This is a genomic window from Nocardia sp. NPDC051787 (genome assembly GCF_040681325.1).
Lineage (GTDB): Bacteria > Actinomycetota > Actinomycetes > Mycobacteriales > Mycobacteriaceae > Nocardia.
The window spans coordinates 305,168-323,231 of the sequence record NZ_JBFAYO010000002.1; the positions used below are offsets into that span (position 1 = coordinate 305,168).

17 protein-coding genes are annotated in these 18,064 nt (G+C 68.0%); 6 read left to right on the top strand and 11 right to left on the bottom strand.

Annotated elements, in window-relative coordinates:
• Positions 1-83 precede the first annotated feature (83 nt).
• The 5 genes from AB0M45_RS03315 to AB0M45_RS03335 all read right to left on the bottom strand — a co-directional run bounded on the left by AB0M45_RS03315 (position 84) and on the right by AB0M45_RS03335 (position 5,805).
• Positions 84-1,085 (bottom strand): VWA domain-containing protein, encoded by a 1,002-nt coding sequence (locus tag AB0M45_RS03315; protein ID WP_364322379.1) that lies wholly within the window; start codon positions 1,083-1,085, stop codon positions 84-86.
• On the bottom strand, positions 1,082-2,032 hold the full coding sequence (locus tag AB0M45_RS03320) for a DUF58 domain-containing protein (protein WP_364322579.1): 951 nt from the start codon (positions 2,030-2,032) through the stop codon (positions 1,082-1,084). Before AB0M45_RS03320 ends, AB0M45_RS03315 begins: the two co-directional genes overlap by 4 nt.
• A 32-nt stretch (positions 2,033-2,064) precedes the next feature.
• Positions 2,065-3,243: a MoxR family ATPase gene (locus AB0M45_RS03325; protein ID WP_364322381.1), complete on the bottom strand. Its 1,179-nt coding sequence runs from the start codon at positions 3,241-3,243 to the stop codon at positions 2,065-2,067.
• Between the two features lie 136 nt (positions 3,244-3,379).
• A complete protein-coding gene (locus tag AB0M45_RS03330) occupies positions 3,380-4,795 on the bottom strand; it encodes an NlpC/P60 family protein (RefSeq protein ID WP_364322383.1) in 1,416 nt (471 codons plus the stop codon).
• A gap of 425 nt (positions 4,796-5,220) precedes the next feature.
• Positions 5,221-5,805 (bottom strand): DUF6676 family protein, encoded by a 585-nt coding sequence (locus AB0M45_RS03335; RefSeq protein ID WP_364322385.1) that lies wholly within the window; start codon positions 5,803-5,805, stop codon positions 5,221-5,223.
• Between the two features lie 287 nt (positions 5,806-6,092).
• On the opposite strand from AB0M45_RS03335, the gene acnA reads away from it, so the two are divergent.
• The gene (gene acnA / locus AB0M45_RS03340; RefSeq protein WP_364322387.1) at positions 6,093-8,909 is read left to right on the top strand and encodes an aconitate hydratase AcnA; all 2,817 of its coding nucleotides are present in this window, start codon (positions 6,093-6,095) and stop codon (positions 8,907-8,909) included.
• A gap of 137 nt (positions 8,910-9,046) precedes the next feature.
• A complete protein-coding gene (locus AB0M45_RS03345; protein ID WP_067465980.1) occupies positions 9,047-9,613 on the top strand; it encodes a TetR/AcrR family transcriptional regulator in 567 nt (188 codons plus the stop codon).
• Positions 9,614-9,769: 156 nt separating this feature from the next.
• Here the strand turns inward: AB0M45_RS03345 and AB0M45_RS03350 are convergent, their stop codons facing one another.
• Together AB0M45_RS03350 and AB0M45_RS03355 are read right to left on the bottom strand one after the other, a co-directional pair.
• Positions 9,770-10,600 (bottom strand): hypothetical protein, encoded by an 831-nt coding sequence (locus tag AB0M45_RS03350; RefSeq protein WP_364322390.1) that lies wholly within the window; start codon positions 10,598-10,600, stop codon positions 9,770-9,772.
• 152 nt (positions 10,601-10,752) lie between these two features.
• On the bottom strand, positions 10,753-11,268 hold the full coding sequence (locus AB0M45_RS03355; protein WP_364322392.1) for a MarR family transcriptional regulator: 516 nt from the start codon (positions 11,266-11,268) through the stop codon (positions 10,753-10,755).
• 68 nt (positions 11,269-11,336) lie between these two features.
• Here AB0M45_RS03355 and AB0M45_RS03360 point away from each other — a divergent pair, with 68 nt between their 5' ends.
• The 3 genes from AB0M45_RS03360 (at position 11,337) to AB0M45_RS03370 (ending at position 13,685) form a co-directional block, all read left to right on the top strand.
• On the top strand, positions 11,337-11,840 hold the full coding sequence (locus tag AB0M45_RS03360; RefSeq protein WP_364322394.1) for a cupin domain-containing protein: 504 nt from the start codon (positions 11,337-11,339) through the stop codon (positions 11,838-11,840).
• 415 nt (positions 11,841-12,255) lie between these two features.
• Complete coding sequence (locus tag AB0M45_RS03365; RefSeq protein ID WP_364322396.1) at positions 12,256-12,711, top strand: hypothetical protein; 456 nt, start codon at positions 12,256-12,258, stop codon at positions 12,709-12,711.
• Positions 12,712-12,749: 38 nt separating this feature from the next.
• Positions 12,750-13,685 carry a hypothetical protein gene (locus AB0M45_RS03370; RefSeq protein WP_364322398.1) on the top strand — a complete coding sequence of 312 codons (936 nt, stop codon included), beginning with the start codon at positions 12,750-12,752 and terminating at the stop codon, positions 13,683-13,685.
• Here the strand turns inward: AB0M45_RS03370 and AB0M45_RS03375 are convergent.
• The 3 genes from AB0M45_RS03375 to AB0M45_RS03385 form a co-directional block, all read right to left on the bottom strand.
• Positions 13,679-14,251: a dihydrofolate reductase family protein gene (locus AB0M45_RS03375; RefSeq protein ID WP_364322400.1), complete on the bottom strand. Its 573-nt coding sequence runs from the start codon at positions 14,249-14,251 to the stop codon at positions 13,679-13,681. The two genes, AB0M45_RS03370 and AB0M45_RS03375, sit on opposite strands and share 7 nt — an antisense overlap.
• 72 nt (positions 14,252-14,323) lie before the next feature.
• A complete protein-coding gene (locus tag AB0M45_RS03380; RefSeq protein ID WP_083889466.1) occupies positions 14,324-14,557 on the bottom strand; it encodes a helix-turn-helix domain-containing protein in 234 nt (77 codons plus the stop codon).
• Between the two features lie 81 nt (positions 14,558-14,638).
• Positions 14,639-16,270, bottom strand: coding sequence for an ABC-F family ATP-binding cassette domain-containing protein (locus AB0M45_RS03385; RefSeq protein WP_364322403.1), 1,632 nt, complete (start codon positions 16,268-16,270; stop codon positions 14,639-14,641).
• A 170-nt stretch (positions 16,271-16,440) separates the two neighbouring features.
• Here AB0M45_RS03385 and AB0M45_RS03390 point away from each other — a divergent pair, with 170 nt between their 5' ends.
• Entirely contained in the window at positions 16,441-17,205 is a 765-nt protein-coding gene (locus AB0M45_RS03390; protein ID WP_364322405.1) for an SDR family oxidoreductase, read from the top strand.
• Between the two features lie 40 nt (positions 17,206-17,245).
• Here the strand turns inward: AB0M45_RS03390 and AB0M45_RS03395 are convergent, their stop codons facing one another.
• Positions 17,246-18,025, bottom strand: a complete 780-nt coding sequence (locus tag AB0M45_RS03395) for a hypothetical protein (protein WP_364322407.1) — start codon at positions 18,023-18,025, stop codon at positions 17,246-17,248.
• Between the last annotated feature and the right edge of the window lie 39 nt (positions 18,026-18,064).

The following is an 18,064-nucleotide window of genomic DNA, read 5'->3' on the forward strand; positions in this document are numbered from 1 at the left end:
GTGTTGGTGAATCGGCACAACGGCAGCCCGAGTCGAAGGGAGTCCTGCTGGGTGGTGCGGACATCGGGACGCGACTCGTAGCGCTAGGGCAGGCGCTGGCGGTACAGCAGGCCGATGACGATTCCCGCGGCGATCACCAGCAGTCCCAGCAGCAGCCACGGACGGCTGGCGTCGCCTCTGGTCAGCTCGTAACCGATCTGCTGCTCCAAGGTGTCGTAGACCCTGGTCAGCTCCTGCAGGGACGACGCGGAGTAGAACTCTCCGCTGGACAGCCGAGCGAGTTCGCGCATGGCGTCGTCGTCCACCGGCACCCGCACTTGCTCGCGGCTGCCGTCCTCGCGCGGAATCTCGACGACGCCCCAACTGGTGCCGAACGAGATCGTGGAGATCGGGACATTCTTGGTCTTCGCGAGCCGGGCGGCGACGAACTCGTGCCGCGGATTGTCGACGTCCTCGAACGCGGGGACGGTCTGCTTACCATCCGACATCAGGACGATCCGGGCCGGTGGCGGTTCCTGGGCTCCGCCGAGAACCGTGGCCAGCGTGTCGATCGCCTGCAGCGCGGTGAGAATGCCTTCGCCCGTCGCGGTGCGCTCGGCGAGCCGCACGTTGTCGATCGCGGCTTTGACCGCTTCGTGGTTCGTGGTCGGCGACACCATCACCGAGGCGGTGCCCGCGAAGGTGACGAAACCGATGTTCACGCCCTCCGGCAGGCCGTCGACGAACTCCTTACCGGCCTTCTTCGCGACCTGAATCCGGCTCGGCGCGACGTCGGTCGCCTCCATCGACAGCGACACGTCCATCACCAGCATGACGGTTGCGCGGTTGCGCGGCACCTTCTTGACCGCCGTCGGCCCCGCCGCGGCGACGGTGAGGAACACCATGCCGACCAGCAGCAGCGCCACGGCGACGTGCCGGAACGGGCTCGGCCGGGAGGGAGCGACCTTCTCCAGCAGCTCCATGTTGGTGAACGTCAGCATGTGCTTGCGCCGGCTGCGCTGCACCAGGACGTAGCCGAGCGCGATCAACGCGATGACGGCGAGGAATCCGAGCCAGATCTGCGCGGTGAAATGCGAAATACTCACTGACGTGGCACCCGCCCGGTCGGGGCGCCGAAGCTGTGGCGCCGGGTGGACACGAACCGGACCACGTCGGCGATCCAGTCCCGATCGGTTTGCAGGGTGAGCACCGGAGCGCCGCAGCTGCGCAGGGCCTGCTCGACCTGCTGGCGGTGGCGCTGCGCGGCGGTCGCGAAATCGGCGCGCAGGGTGGGCGTCATGCTGAACTCGCGGGTGCGCCCGGTCTCCGGGTCGTGCAGCACGACGTCGCCGATGTCGGGCAGCGACAGGTCGCGCGGGTCGAGCACCTCGACCGCGAGCAGGTCGTGCCTGGCGGAGATGGCGCGCAGCGAGCGCTGCCAGTCGATGTCACCCAGGAAGTCGCTGATGATCACCGCGAGCCCGCGTTTGCGCTGCGGGCGGCGCAGCGATTCGATGCCGCCACGCAGGTCGCCGCGGACGCCGTCACGCGCGTGCGGGGTGGTCGCGATGCTGCGCAGCAATGACTGCGCGTGCAGGCGCCCGCCACGTGCCGGGATGCGGACCAGACGCTCGCCGGTCGCGACGACCGCACCGATCCGGTTGCCGCCGCCCCTGGTCAGATGCGTGATGGCAGCCGCGGCGGCGATGGCGAGATCGCGCTTCTGGCACGACGCGGTGCCGAAGTCGAGGCTGGCCGACAGGTCGACCACCATCCAGGTCTCCAGCTCCCGGTCGGCGATCATCTGCCGCACGTGCGGGTGGGTGGTGCGGGCGGTGACCGACCAATCCATCTGGCGCACATCGTCGCCCGGCTGGTACACGCGCGCCTCGCCCGGCTCGGAGCCGGGTCCCGGAATGAGCCCGAGGTGATCACCGTGTAGCACGCCGTCGAGCCTGCGGCGGACGGTGAGCTCGAGGGTTTTCAGCGCGACCGAGAGCCGGGGGTCGGTCAGCTCCCCTGCGTGGAAGGACGGTGGTGCGTGCGACGACATCGGCACTGGCGCGACCGGATCCGAGGCCGAGGTCACTTCGGCGGAATGGTGCCCGCGGGCTGCGACGGCTGCCCGTTCGGCGGCTGGGGCACGGCCTGCTGCTGCGGCGACGGCGGCTGTGGAATCTGCTGCTGCGGCGCACCCTGCGGGGCCGCAGTGGGCGCGACGGCCTGCGGCGCGACCTGCGGCAGGCCGACGGTCTGCAGCACGCGCTTGATCACGTCCTCCGGGCTGATCTCGTCGGCGAGCGCGTCGTAGGACAGCACCAGACGGTGCCGCAGCACGTCCGGAATCACCTCGACGACATCCTGCGGCACCACGTAGTCGCGGCCGCGGATCAGCGCGACGGCACGGGCCGCGGCGATGATCCCGAGGCTGGCGCGCGGCGACGCGCCGTAGGAGATCCAGCTGGCGACGTCCTGCATGCCGAAGTCGGCCGGCGTACGGGTCGCCGTGATCACCCGGACCACATAGTCGACCAGGGCGTGGTGAACGAAGGTGTTGGCCGCGACTTTCTGCAGGCGGATCAAGTCCTCCGGTTGCAGGATCCGGCTCGCCTCCGGCGGGGTCACGCCCATCCGGTAGATGATCTCGCGCTCCTCTTCCACGGAGGGGTAGTCGACGAGGAGCTTGAACAAGAAGCGGTCGCGCTGCGCCTCGGGCAGCGGGTACACACCCTCGCTCTCGATCGGGTTCTGTGTCGCCATGACCAGGAAGGGATCCGGCATCGGATAGGTCTTGCCACCGATCGACACGTGCCGCTCGGCCATCACCTCGAGCAGCGCCGACTGCACCTTGGCCGGCGCGCGGTTGATCTCGTCGGCGAGCACGAAGTTCGCGACGACCGGGCCGAGTTCGGTGTCGAATTCCTCGCGGCCCTGCCGGTAGATGCGGGTACCGATGAGGTCGGTCGGCACCAGGTCGGGCGTGAACTGGACGCGCGCGAACGAACCGCCGACCACCTTGGCGAAGGTCTCCACGGCCAGGGTCTTCGCGATACCGGGAACGCCTTCGAGGAGCACGTGACCACGCGCGAGCACACCGACCAGCAGACGTTCGACCAGGCGGTCCTGGCCCACGATCACCCGCTTGACCTCGTAGATCGCCTTCTCCAGGGTCTGGACGTCACGCTCGAGGGTGCTGGGCGCTGGGGCCGGCGCATCCTTCGCCAGGTTCGCCCCGCTCACACCGTCCGTCGAAGTCACCAACATCCCCGCTTTCGCCTTGGTCCTGTGCGTGCTGCCACAACTATTCCAGGTAATCACGGCCTGTGCCGCAACGGGACCCGACATGATGGGAATTCGACGAGCCCCCGGCCCCCCTGCGATACCCGGAATGTCCGATATGTCAGGAGACTATGCGCACCGCGTAGGGCATGATGCCGCTTTCGCGGACCGGGGACACCTTCACCACATCGCCGGACTCGGGTGCCTCGACCATCTTGCCGTCCCCGAGATACAGCGCGACGTGCCTGCTGCCGTTCGGACCCCAGAACAGCATGTCGCCGCGTTCTCGCTCACCGACCGGCACCCTCGTCCCCGCGTTGTACTGGTAGCCGCTGTAGTGCGGCAGTGAAACCCCGATGCCCGCGAACGCGTAGACCATCAGACCCGAGCAATCGAAGCCGACCTTGTTGTAATCGCCATGGCTATCGGCGACGCCGCCGTCGCGGATGCCGAGGGTAGGCCCGTCCTCGTCGCCGCCGCCCCAGGCATAGGTGACGCCCAGCTGCGACATCGCCCGGTCGACCACGATCTCGATCGCCGTCGAACCTCCGACCGAGGGCGAGTCCGGCCGTGGCGCACTCCGGCGCGGCGGCGTGTCCTCCAGCTGGGTGTGCGGGCGCTTTCCGGTGCCGAGCTGGGCGGCGCGGTCCCGGGCGGCCTGATCACCGGCCGCGCGGGCGGCGGCGGCCGCCGCGGCCGCGCGCACCGCCGCCTCCTCGGCCTTGCGCTGCGCGTCCCAGGCCAGAAAGGCGTCACGCTGGTCCCGCAGACCGGCCACGTTATGGCGCGCCTGATCCAGCCTGCCCTGTGCGTTCTGGCGCCTGCGCAGCAGGTCGTCGCGCTGCGCGGCTTGGTGGTCGAGTTCGGCCTTTGCCGCGGCGACCGCGTTCTCCGCGTCGGTCTTGCGTGCCGCCGCTACGGCCGCGGCGGCATCGGCGGCCGACTTCGCCTGCCTGGCGGCGGAATTCTTGTTGCCCTGATCGATCTGGGCGCGGCGCAGGCCGTCGAGCACCTGCTGCCGGTTCTTGGAGACCAGCTCCAGCACCTGGGCGCGGTCGAGCGCGGCCGCCGGGGTGGCGGCCGCGAGGTAGGTGATCATCGAATCGGAACCGGGCCGGGTGTAGACCTGGGTGGCGAACTGGTCGAAGTTGTGCCGCGCCTGGCCGACGCGCGCTCCGGCGTCGACCAGTGCGCGCTGGGTATCGATGACCACCACGGCCGCCGCGTCGGCGGCATCCCGCGCGTTCTGCAGGTCGACCAGCGCCCGGTTGACGTCTTCCCGGCGCTGCGCGACCACGTCGTCGAGTTGCCGCAGTTGGTGGTCGGCGGTGGCGACCTGGTTGATGAGGGTGCCCACCTCCGCGACCCCGGCGTCGACGTGGGCGCCGGCCTGGGCGATCTGCGTGTCGCTGGGATTTGGCGGGGGAGGCGGCACAGCGGCGACCGGTCCGGTGGTGACCACCGTGGCGACCGATATCAGCAATCCCATAGCGACCCATAGCGGGCGCCGGTCGGCTAGCTCGCCGTTGTTGCGCATCACACCTCCCATGGACCGGACTCCGGCAATGCCTCGCGGGCATCAGGCGAACCATGACGCACTGTGGTCGACAGATGGCCTCTGGAAACTCATATTCCCCATCAGTGACCATTCGAACCGTATGACACATAAGTCACATAAACAACAGCAGTAACACCGGCGACCAGTGTCGATTCACAATTGCTGCAAATTTGCTAAACCTCGCCAAGGCTTCCGCCGGACATAACAGACCAACCGGACGGAAAGTTAGCTACTGAGATACTGACGTCCGGATTGCCACCGAGGGGGCACATCGCAGCCCCCATATGGGCGAAGACCACGCCAGGAGCCCAGCCAGTCGAGAGTGGTACCGCGGGCGACGCCACGCGGCCGAGGGCGGATCGCCCGGAGAGACCGGCCGAGAAGAGCGGAACCGCCGCGCGGCGCTAGACGGCGCGAACGTCCGGTGACTCGTCCTCCGGCAATACCCGGTCGGCGGAGACATGCCCGTCCGCCTGCGGCCGCCGGGCTTTGAGCCAGTACAGCCCGGCGATGGCCGCCAGCGTCCCGGCAAGCAGCGCGCAGGTCATGGCGGTCCAGGAGACCGATTCCGGCGATTCGAGACGGGCCGCGAAGATGCTCGCCGCCTCGCCGCTGTCACCCTGCCGGTACTTCGCGGCGTCCTCGGCCCATTCCAGCCGCACCCGGCTGATCGTGTCGCTGTAGGTGCCGATCCAGTCGTCACTGAAGACGACGACGGTGCCGTGCTGCGTCTTGCCGACTTCGGTGGCCAGGTCCCGTAGGCTCGAGTCGTGTCCTGGATTGCCGGGGACGACCACGATGCTCAGCGGGATTCCATGGGATCGCGCTTCCGCGGCGATGGCCGCCAGTTCCGCCTCATCCTTGCCGGTCAGCGTCGCGACGTGATCATCGGCCAGATCGGCGTTGAGCGAGCGCACGGTGTCGGTGGTGAGGTTCGGCGGCAATTCCGCGGCCATGGGGGTGAAAACCGAGGTGTGCGGGGCGGTCATCTTCCATCCGGTCTGTCGAGCCGCATCGGCAACCGAAGCGACAGGCATCCAACACTGCAGGGTCGAGCGAGGTCCCCCTTGCTGGCTCGAAAGCACAGTACGCGACGGAGTGTCGCATCACCGGCCCACGGCACGCCCAACCGGCCCCCTGGTGTTTCACAGGACAAGCGTACTGTTAAGGTCGTACCGCGAGGACCCGGCGCCCCAGCGGCGCCGGAGCACCTCCGAAGACTCGGTCGCCGGCACAGCCCCGTCGGCGGCCACCCTCACAGACGAGTGGAGCTGACGTGACGACAAGTATCGATACTTTCGGCGCCAAGGGCACCCTCGAGGTCGGTAGCAACTCCTACGAGATCTTCCGCCTCTCCGCCGTGCCCGGCACCGAGAAACTCCCCTACGCACTCAAGGTCCTCGCGGAGAACCTGCTCCGCACCGAGGACGGCGCGAACATCACCGCCGATCACATTCGCGCCATTGCGAACTGGGACCCGTCGGCGCAACCGAACACCGAGATCCAGTTCACGCCCGCCCGCGTCATCATGCAGGACTTCACCGGCGTGCCGTGCATCGTCGACCTGGCCACGATGCGCGAGGCCGTGGCCACCCTCGGCGGCGACCCGGACAAGGTGAACCCGCTCGCCCCCGCCGAGATGGTCATCGACCACTCCGTCATCATCGACGTGTTCGGCCGCGAGGACGCCTTCGAGCGCAACGTCGACATCGAATACCAGCGCAACGGTGAGCGCTACCAGTTCCTGCGCTGGGGCCAGACCGCGTTCGACGACTTCAAGGTCGTCCCGCCGAGCACCGGCATCGTGCACCAGGTCAACATCGAGCACCTGGCGCGCGTCGTCATGGTCCGCAACGGGCAGGCCTACCCCGACACCTGCGTCGGCACCGACTCGCACACCACGATGGTCAACGGCCTCGGCGTGCTCGGCTGGGGCGTCGGCGGTATCGAGGCCGAGGCGGCCATGCTCGGCCAACCCGTCTCGATGCTGATCCCGCGGGTGGTCGGGTTCAAGCTGACCGGCGAGATCCGGCCCGGAGTGACCGCGACCGACGTCGTGCTCACCGTCACCGACATGCTGCGCAAGCACGGTGTGGTCGGCAAGTTCGTCGAGTTCTACGGCAAGGGCGTGGCCGAGGTGCCGCTGGCCAACCGCGCCACCCTGGGCAACATGAGCCCCGAATTCGGCTCCACCGCCGCGATCTTCCCGATCGATGACGTGACCGTCGACTACCTGCGCCTGACCGGCCGCTCCGACGAGCAGGTCGCGCTGGTCGAGGCGTACGCCAAGGAGCAGGGCCTCTGGCACGACGCCGACAAGGAACCCGCCTACTCCGAGTACCTCGAGCTGGACCTGAGCACCGTGGTGCCGTCCATCGCGGGCCCGAAGCGTCCGCAGGACCGAATCCTGCTGTCGGAGTCCAAGGTCGCCTTCCGCAAGGACATCCACAACTACACCAGCGACGAGGTCAGCGGCCCCGCCGCGAGCACGCCGCACTCGCACCTGGACGAGGCCATCGAGGAGTCGTTCCCGGCCAGCGATCCGGCCGTGCTGTCCTTCGCCGACGACGACGCCGTCCTGGTGTCGGCGGCCAACGGCGCCGAGGGCCGTCCGTCCAAGCCGGTCAAGGTGAGCACCGAGGAGTACGGCGACTTCGTGCTCGACCACGGCGCGGTGGTGGTCGCCTCGATCACCTCCTGCACCAACACCTCCAACCCGTCGGTCATGCTCGGCGCGGCGCTGCTGGCCCGCAACGCGGTGGAGAAGGGCCTGACCCGCAAGCCGTGGGTGAAGACCTCCATGGCGCCGGGTTCGCAGGTCGTCAACGGCTACTACGAGAAGGCCGGCCTGTGGCCGTACCTTGACAAGCTGGGCTTCAACCTGGTCGCGTTCGGTTGCGCCACCTGCATCGGCAACACCGGCCCGCTGCCGGAGGAGATCTCCAAGGCGGTCAACGACAACGACCTCACCGTCACCGCGGTGCTCTCCGGCAACCGCAACTTCGAGGGCCGCATCTCCCCCGACGTGAAGATGAACTACCTGGCCTCGCCGCCGCTGGTCATCGCCTACGCGCTCGCCGGAACCATGGACTTCGACTTCGAGCACGACGCGCTCGGCAAGGACCAGGACGGCAACGACGTCTTCCTGAAGGACATCTGGCCTTCGCCGCAGGAGATCCAGGAGACCATCGACCGGGTCATCTCCCGCGACATGTTCCTGGAGGACTACAAGGACGTCTTCCGCGGCGACGAGCGCTGGCGCAGCCTGCCCACGCCGGAGGGCAAGACCTTCGAGTGGGCCGAGGAGTCCACCTACGTGCGCAAGCCTCCGTACTTCGAGGGCATGCCGCAGACTCCGGAGCCGGTCACCGACATCACGGGCGCCCGGGTGCTCGCGCTGCTCGGGGACTCGGTCACCACCGACCACATCTCGCCGGCGGGCAACATCAAGCCGGGCACCCCGGCCGCCCAGTACCTGGAGGCCAACGGCGTCGAGCGCAAGGACTACAACTCCTACGGCTCGCGCCGCGGCAACCATGAGGTGATGATCCGCGGCACCTTCGCCAACATCCGGCTGCGCAACCAGCTGCTCGACGACGTCTCGGGTGGCTACACCCGCGACTTCACCCAGCCGGGCGGCCCGCAGGCGTTCATCTACGACGCGTCGCAGAACTACCAGGCCGCGGGCATCCCGCTGGTCGTGCTCGGTGGCAAGGAGTACGGCTCGGGCTCGTCACGTGACTGGGCCGCCAAGGGCACCCGGCTGCTGGGCGTGAAGGCCGTCATCACCGAGTCGTTCGAGCGCATCCACCGCTCCAACCTCATCGGCATGGGCGTCATCCCGCTGCAGTTCCCGGCGGGCGAGTCGGCCGCGTCGCTGAAGCTGGACGGCACGGAGACCTTCGACATCGAGGGCATCACCAAGCTGAACGAGGGTGTCACCCCGAAGACCCTGAAAGTCATCGCCACCAAGGAGAATGGTGACAAGATCACCTTCGACGCGGTCGTGCGGATCGACACCCCCGGTGAGGCCGATTACTACCGCAACGGCGGCATCCTGCAGTACGTGCTGCGCAACATGATTCGCGGCTGAACTGTGTTCCGCCGACGGTAGGAACCGTCGCAGAAGGGTCCGTGCACCGCATCCGCGGTGCGCGGACCTCTCCACATTCCGCTTCGCGCCGCACCGCGCACCCCACGCGCGATGCCCGCTTCCCCCGGAGGAGCCCGATGCCCAAGGTCAGTGACGATCACCTCGCCGCCCGGCGCAGCCAGATTCTCGACGGGGCACGCCGCTGCTTCGCCGAGTACGGCTACGACGGCGCCACCGTGCGCCGCCTGGAGGAGGAGATCGGGCTCTCCCGGGGTGCCATCTTCCATCATTTCCGCGACAAGGACGCGCTGTTTCTCGCCCTCGCCCAAGAGGATGCCGAGCGCATGGCCGACGTCGCGGCCAACCAGGGCATCGTGCAGGTGATGCGCGATATGCTCGCCCACCCTGAGCAGTTCAACTGGCTCGGAACGCGTTTGGAGATCGCGCGGCGCTTGCGCACCGATCCCGAATTCCGCGCCGGCTGGACCCAGCGTTCGGCCGAGCTCACCGCCGCCACCCTGGCCCGCCTGGAACGCCGCAAGGCCGCGGGCGCACTGCGCGACGACGTCCCCACCGACGTCCTGCTCGGCTACCTCGACCTCGTCCTGGACGGCTTGATCGCCCGAATCGCCTCCGGCCACACCAACGAAAACCTCTCCGCGGTGCTCGATCTAGTCGAGGCCTCCGTCCGCCGCAAGCACTGACGCTCCCTTTCTTCTCTTCTCCGCGCTTCTGCCGCAACCTCCAACGTGACGACTGATTTCGCACCTACATGGGTAACTCGCCCGGTACGCCCAGAACGCGGGTGGCACGCAGCGCAGGACCTGAACGCAAATGCGGCGGCACCCAACTAGTACGGCCTAAAGACCCGGAGAGGCGGAGGAGTAGGTGGTGTTGATGTACTCCGCCGCGTGCTTGGTCCAGAGAACATTCGTGCCCGGCATGTTTTTCGTCGCGTAGAGCACGTGCTGACCGTACGGCCATGGGGTCAGGTAACCGATGACGCCGCGGACCGCCGCGCTGTAGCGATCGAGGTTGCCGATCGGGTCGCGTTGCAGGATTTCGAGTAGTTCGGCGAAGATCAGCGGCGCGACGTTGCCGATGCGAGCGCCCTCGACGAAGGAGAACGGCGAGATACCGACACCGATGATGCGCAACGGCGAATCCTTCGGGGCGGCGGTGATGATGTCGCCGGGGTTGGCGTACTCGCGGACCGCGACCGAGGCAGGCCACGCGCCGCGCTGCCCGTGCAGACCGAAGGTCGATGCCGGGCAGAGGTTTCCGACCGACTCACCGGCCCGCCGCAACGGGTTGGCGATGTTCACCGCGAACGCGATCTCCAGCGGCGTGCCGTCGATGTTCTTGTACTTCCCCGACCGGACGCCCTCCAAGATCCGGCTCGCACAGATGCCGCCGAGCGAATAACTCAGCAGCCCGCAGACATTCGGCGACTCCTGGATGGCTTTCACCCCCGCAGCCGTGCCGAGCCGCACCGATGTGTCCAGCGAGGGCCCCCAGACATTCGGCGCGGGCCCCACCGGCACAGGTCCCACCGATGCGGGCCACTCGGGCTCGAAGCAGCTGAATTTGTCGGTGTCGAGTAGTTTGGCGACTTCGTGCAGCATGCCCGCGGGCGTTCCATCGGAGTTCCGCGGCTCCCCGGTGCCGCGGAGAGTGATGATGTCGATCATCGTGTCCTCCTTGCACAATCGCACCGAAACTTTCGGCACGCAATTCCAAGGTAAACCCGCGCGGCACCGCAGGCGTGAGTATCGAGCTACCTCATCCGGCCCCCGAGTTTCCCCATGTAGAGCGAGTTTCGACGGGTCGAGGGCCGCGTGGGCTACCGCGCCTGGTCCCCCGGTTCCATGCTGCTGAGCAGAATTCGCGCGATCCGGTCCAGTTCACGCCGCTCATCGGCGGTCAGCACGGACAGCATCCTGGTCTCGTTCGCGGTGTGTTCGGTGACCACGGTGTCGACGAGCTCCCGCCCTGCCTCGGTGAGGGCGACCCGGATCGCGCGACGGTCCTGTCCGTCCGCGACCCGCCGCACCAGCCCCGCCGCTTCCAGCCGATCCAACCGCCCGGTCATCCCCGCCCGCGAGAGCATCAGCGTATCGGCGAGGACCGATGGGTTCAGCTCGAAGGGTTCCCCCGAACGACGCAACGCGGCGAGTACATCGAACTCACCGCGTTGCAGGCCGTGTTTGCCGAACACCGCCTCGATCTCGCGCTGTGCCACCATCATCAGCCTGCCCATCCTGCCGATCACGGCCATGGCCCCGAGGTCGAGGTCCGGGCGTTCGCGCCGCCACTGCGCCACGATCGCGTCGATGGGGTCGGTCTTGCGTTCGGTCATGGGCGGATTCTATTCGTCGGTATATAGTTCGGTAGCGAACTATAAATCAACGAATCATTGGAGTACCGATGAGCGCCCCCGCCCCGCACACCGATGCCGCGATCCGCCAGCCGCAGGACGCGGAGACACTGCACACGAAGTCGGCCACCCTGCGACTACTGATCGACGCCGAGGCGGCGGGTGGCGCCCTGAGCACGCTCGAAGTGACCATGGACCGCGGGGCCGACGGCGCGGCACCGCATTACCACACGCTTTCCGAAGAGCTGTTCTATGTCGCCGACGGCGAACTGCAACTGCTGGCGGGCGACCGGATCGTCACGGTGGGCGCGGGCGGTTCGATCGTGGTGCCCAGGTTCATGCCGCACGCGTTCGGCGCCGCGCCGGACAGCTCGGCGCGCATCTTGATCGCCCTCACACCGGGCGTGCAGCGCTTCGAGTACTTCCGCCTCCTGGAGCGCATCGCCGCAGGCGAATCGACCATGGCCGAGCTCGCGGCGGCCCAAGACGAGTTCGACAACCACTTCGTCGACGCTTCCGCGTGGTGGGCCGAGCGCAACAGCAACCGGCGCTGAGCCCCCTCCGGCGCGCGTGGCACCGCAAATCCCAGCTCACGCAGTCCGATTCGATCAAGCTGATCAAGACGACCCACATTGCCGAGCCGAGGAAATACGATCCGTGCGGACGCGGTGACGGTTCCGGCCGGGGCCGCCCGCCGGAGGCCGCGGTGCACGAAAGTACAGATGCACAGCCGCCAATATCGGGCTATGGACGCGGTCTGTAGCCACCACCGGGGGTAGCGCGATAATCGCCCCCTGACTATTTCCGTCCTGCCGGAAATCTTTCGGTGCTCGCCAGTTCCGGATCGGAATTCAGTTTGCCATCGGCCGGTAAATCTCCCGATCCCAACCGATCGCAGCGCCTACCGCGATATGATCGCTCACACGCTTGGGGGTCGTGGCAAATGGTGAGCAGATCGGAGAAACGGCTATGACCGACGCAATCCGCCTTCCCGGGACGACGCCGAGGGGTGACCGCGTTCCTCCGCTCCAGGGTCTGCTGGTCGCGGAATCGGACCGCGAGATCAGCGTGCGCGTCGCCGAGGGAACGTGGACTTTCCGCCGGTCCGACGTTCTGCGAGTAGTCGATTCCGCTGTGCCGCACTCCGGTCAGGACGGCCGCCCAGTGCTGGTGGACATTCGCGCGGGCGCCACCGCCGACTTCACCCAGCGACTGCGGATCGACCTGGTCGACCGGCCGATGACCATCCCGGAGTCGCCGTCGGAGGCGCTCGGCGACGACCAGCTGCGCCGCCTCACCGAAAGCTGGGCCGACCGGCTGCAACTCGTCCAGGGCCCGGGTGCGGGCGGCGCGACGTTCACCTACTGCCAGACCAAATCGCTCGGCGGCAGCGACGACGGCATCAACTGCGACAGTCTCGACTGAACGGCACGCGCATGGCGGCACGCCGGAAGGCTTCGGTCTTGATCGTCTCCGAATCCGATGACCTCCACGGCACCGCGATGGCGGCGACGTTACGAGAGCACCATGGGCTCAGTCCGATTCAACTCGACTTGCGGGATTTTCCGCGCGAGTCCGGCAGCTTCCGCCTGGACCGGCTCGGCACGACTCGCTCGCTGTCGCACCTGATCGGCCTCGACGACGTCCGGTCGGTGTGGTGGCGGCGCCCGCATCCCGCCCAGGTGCCCGCGGGGGTCCGAGCCTCGGACAACGACTTTCGCCAAGCCGAGTGCGATGGCTTCATCCAGGGATTGCTCTGGTCCATCCCGGCTTACTGGGTCAACGACCCAGGCGCGGACCGCACCGCGGGACGCAAGATCGTGCAGCTGGAAACGGCGCTGCGGGCCGGGTTCGCGGTACCGGAGACGCTGATCACCAACGACCCGGACGAGGCGCGCAGTTTCGTCGAATCCCGGCCCGGTCCGGTCGTTTACAAGCGCACCGGCACCAGCCGCGGCGAATTCGCCGAAACCAGGATCATCTCCCGCGACGACTTCGGCAGGCTCGCCGCGATCCGTTCGGCGCCGACCACCTTCCAGGACTACATCGACGCCACGTGTGACCTGCGCGTCGTGTGGGTGGACGGGATCGAATGGACCGTGCGCATCGACTCCCAGGCCGGGGTCGGCAAGGTCGACTCCCGCCTGGACACCTCGGTCGACTTCACGCCCGACCACCTGCCCGCCGCGGTGAGCAAATCGCTGGCCACCCTGATGGGTGCGCTCGGGCTGTCCTTCGGGGTACTCGACATCCGGCTCGGCCGCGATGGCGAGTACTACTTTCTCGAGGTCAATCCGCAGGGCCAGTTCGCCTATTTGGAGATCAAGACCGGACTGCCCATCTTCCGCAGCCTGGCCAACCTCCTGGTGGACGGCGACGGCGTGGTGGCCGGTTACTGAGCCCGGCGATAGGTCTGCCGCACCACGCCGGACGCCGGGAACGCGACGACGTCCACCAGCCGCAGCCGCCGTGGCGCCACCCCCTCGAACAGCGGCCGACCCGCGCCGAGCAGCACCGGAAACACCAGCAGCCGAAGCTCGTCTGCCGCGTCGAGGCGCAGGAACTCCTGCGCGGTCCGCACGCCCGCGAACACCACCACCGGCTTGCCGGAGCTGTTCTTCAGCTCCGCGATCTCGGCGGGCAGGTCCGCGCCGATCCGGCGGGCGGGCTGCCACGGCAGCTCCAGGTCCCCCCGGTGCGTGAGCACCAGTTTGGGCAGCGCGTTGACCAGCGGAGCGAGCCGCGCGTCTCCGGGTGTGGCCGGATTCCGTTGCGCCTGCGGCCAATACCCGGCGAGCAGCTCGTAGGACGTGCGCCCGAAGATCTGCGCGTCGACGCCGGTGAGCAGCTCGGCGAGATAGTCGTCCAGTCCGGGATCGTCGACCTCGATCCAGTCGAGCGCTCCGTCCGGCCCGGCCGCGTAGCCGTCCAACGTCACCATGATCTGCAGCAGCAGCTCCCGCACCGCGAGGTCCTTCCGTCGACACCGGTTTCAACAGTGCGGACGATCCCCGCGGCGCGAATTCATCGCAGGGCGCTACTGGCCTTTCCGGCGATTGGCCCCACCCCGGCTGCGGAGCTGCACATGCGACTCCACTAGCACGTTGTGGATGAAGCCATAGGAACGGCCGGTGGACCGTGCCAGTGACCGGATGCTCGCACCCGCCTCGTATTGCTTCTTCAGCTGGGTTTGTAGGCGATCGCGTGACTTCCCGGTGACGCGTGTGCCCTTACCCAATGTGGCCTTGCTCTGTGTGGGCCTGTCGCTCATGGCTTCCTCCGAGTCGCCGAGCAGCGTCTTTCCAGGCTAAGCACTCAGCAGGCCATGATCAACGGGTTCCTGTGATGAAACTCACGCAAGCTGAATAAGTTCCAGATATTCCGCCGACCAGTGGTCTTCTGTCCCGTCCGGGAGAAGGATCACCCGTTCCGGAGACAACGCCTCCGCTGCCCCTGGGTCGTGGGTCACCAGTACCACCGCGCCCGCGTAGGTGCGCAGCGCGTCCAGCACCTGCTCGCGCGAGACCGGGTCGAGATTGTTCGTCGGCTCGTCGAGCAGCAGCACGTTCGCCGCCGAGGAGACCAGACCGGCCAGTGCCAGACGGGTCTTCTCACCACCCGAGAGAGTGCCTGCGGGCTGGTCGAGCTGCGGACCGGAGAACATGAACGCGCCGAGCAGGCCACGCAGGTCCTGTTCACCCGCGTCCGGCGCGGCGTGGCGGATGTTCTCCCAGACGGTGGCGTCATCGTCCAGGGTGTCGTGCTCCTGCGCGAAGTATCCGATCTTCAAGCCGTGGCCGGGCACCAAGCCGCCCGCGGTCGGCTGCTCGACACCGGCAAGCAGGCGCAGCAGGGTGGTCTTGCCCGCGCCGTTGAGCCCGAGCACCACCACCCGGCTGCCGCGGTCGATCGCGAGATCGACGCCGGTGAAGATCTCCAGCGAACCGTAGACCTTGGTCAGGTTCTCGGCCATCAGCGGCGTCTTCCCGCACGGCGCGGGCTCGGGGAACTTGATCCTGGCGACCTTGTCGGCGACGCGCACGTCGTCGAGTTCGGCCATCAGTCGATCGGCCCGTTTGGCCATGTTCTGCGCCGCAGTCGCTTTCGTGGCCTTCGCGCCGAGCTTGGCCGCCTGGGCGCGCAGCGCGCTCGCCTTCTTCTCGGCGTTCGCGCGTTCGCGGCGCCTGCGCTGTTCGTCGGTGGCGCGTGCGTCCAGATACTTCTTCCACCCCATGTTGTAGATGTCGGCTTCGCCGCGCACCGCGTCCAGGAACCACACCTTGTTCACCACGTCGGCGAGCAGTTCGACGTCGTGGCTGATCACGATCAGGCCACCGTCGTGGTTCTGCAGGAAACCGCGCAGCCAGGTGATCGAGTCGGCGTCGAGATGGTTGGTCGGCTCGTCCAGCAGCAGAATGGTGTCCGAGCGGCCGCCGCTGCCATCGGAGGCGGCGAACAGGATGCGCGCCAATTCGATTCGGCGGCGCTGGCCGCCGGAGAGAGTGCGCAATGGCTGGCCGAGCACCCGGTCGGGCAATCCGAGGCTGTGGCAGATGCGCGCCGCTTCGCTCTCGGCGACGTAACCGCCCAGAGCGGAGAACCGTTCCTCGAGCCTGCCGTACTTGCGTACCGCCTTCTCGCGCTCCTTGTCGTCGGCCACCTCGGCCATCAGGGCCTGCTGCTTCTCCATCTCCCGGATCAGCGTGTCCAGGCCGCGCGCGGACAGCACCCGATCGCGGGCCAGCACGTCCAGGTTGCCTTCGCGCGGATCCTGCGGCAGGTAACCGATCTCGCTGGAACGCAGGATCTTTCCCGCGTACGGCTCGCCCTCGCCCGCCAGGATGCGCAGCGTGGTCGTCTTGCCGGCGCCGTTACGCCCGACCAGTCCGATCCGGTCGCCCGCCTGCACGCGCAGTGCCGGCCCAGGGGCCGACAGCAGGGTGCGGACTCCGGCCCGGACCTCCAGGTCGGTCGCGGTGATCACAAACTTCTCCTCGCGGATCGTGGTGCTGGACGCATGCTGCTCGATTGTGCGACCCGACGCGCACAAGAACCACCGATTTTAACCGGGACGAACGGCCCTCCCGCAGCCCAGCACCCCGCATGTGACGGCGGTAACGGCACGCGGGGACCGCTGCGCTACCGTGCGATGCCATGAGTACCGATCTATTGGGCAAGAGCGCTCTGGTCACGGGGGCCAGCCGGGGCATCGGCAAGGCGGTCGCGGCAGAGCTGCTCGGCCGCGGCGCGAACGTGCTGATCACCGCGCGGAAGAAGGACCCGCTGGACGAGGCCGCCGCCGAGCTGCGGGAACTGGGCCACCAGGGGCAGGTCGTCGCGCTGGCGGGCAACTCCGGCGTCGCCGAGGATCGGGCGGCCGCGGTCGAGCGCGTGGTCACGGAGTTCGGTTCGCTGGATGTCCTGATCAACAACACCGGCATCAACCCGGTATTCGGCTCGCTGATGGACGCCGACCTGGACGCGGTGCGCAAGATCTTCGACGTGAATGTGGTCGCGGCGCTCGGCTACATCCAGGAGGCGTACCAGGCCTGGATGCGCGACCACGGGGGCGCCGTGGTGAACGTGGCCAGCGTGGCGGGTATCCGCTCCACCGGCGTGATCGCCGCGTACGGCGCGTCCAAGGCCGCGCTCATCCGCCTCACCGAGGAACTCGCCTGGCAGCTGGGACCGAAGATCCGCGTGAACGCGGTCGCGCCGGGCGTGATCAAGACGAAGTTCGCCGACGCGCTGTACTCGGCCGACGAGGAACGCGCCGCGAGTGTGTACCCGATGAAGCGGCTGGGCAGCCCGGAGGACGTGGCACGCCTGATCGGCTTCCTGGTCTCCGACGAGGCCGCGTGGATCACCGGCGAGACCGTGCGGGTGGACGGCGGGCTGCTGTCGACCGGCGGACTCTGACCTCTCCACGGAGATCCCCGTGCCGATGCGGGCCGCCGCGCTACCGGAACGCCAGTGCGCCGAGTATGTCGGCGTGCCGGTAGCGCAGATACTTCTCCACCGTCTCCGTGGCGACCGCGTCGGTGGCGGTCGCTATGGTCACCACCACGAACTCCTTCTGGCTGCCGTCCTTCCACTTGCCGGTCGAGTAACCGGAAATGTACGAGCCCGGCCGCAGGATCAGGTCCGCGTCGGTGAATCGATCCTTCGCCGCGGCGGCCCGGTTCTCATCGGTCAAGCCGAGGATGAACTGGGTGAGCATCAAGGCGCCGCCCTCGGTGCGGAACACCATTTCCGCCGCGTACGTGCAGCCGAGACCGGTGAGCTTGCCCGCCTTGTCGATGTCGCCGCAGTCGGAGTGGTCGCGGCCGTCGACCCAGTCGGCGTGCAACTCGACGCGGTCGAACCGGAAGTCCCAGTTCCCGGCGTATTCGGTGTGGCTAACCCGGCCGGACGACGGGCCAGCCGGCCGCGTACTGGTGGCGGTGGTCGCACGGGTCGTCGCGTCGGCGGACGTGGCGGCGGCTTGCGCGGAGCCACGCTCGCGCGGGACCCCCGCTACACCGATGCCGACCGCGACCAGGACAACGACGATGCCGACGACCAGCCCGGCTATCAGGCCGGTGCTGGACTTCGGCGGCGGTGGCAGCGGCGGCGCTTCCCACGCCGACATCGGGTACTCGCTGGGCGGGGATGATTGCCCCCACCCATAGTGCACATCGCCGGATTTCGGGTAATCGCCTGACCCACCGTCGAATCCGGGGCCGGGAGGATACGTCATCGCGGTCGCCTTCCCACATCCTCGGGCGGCCGTCCCACC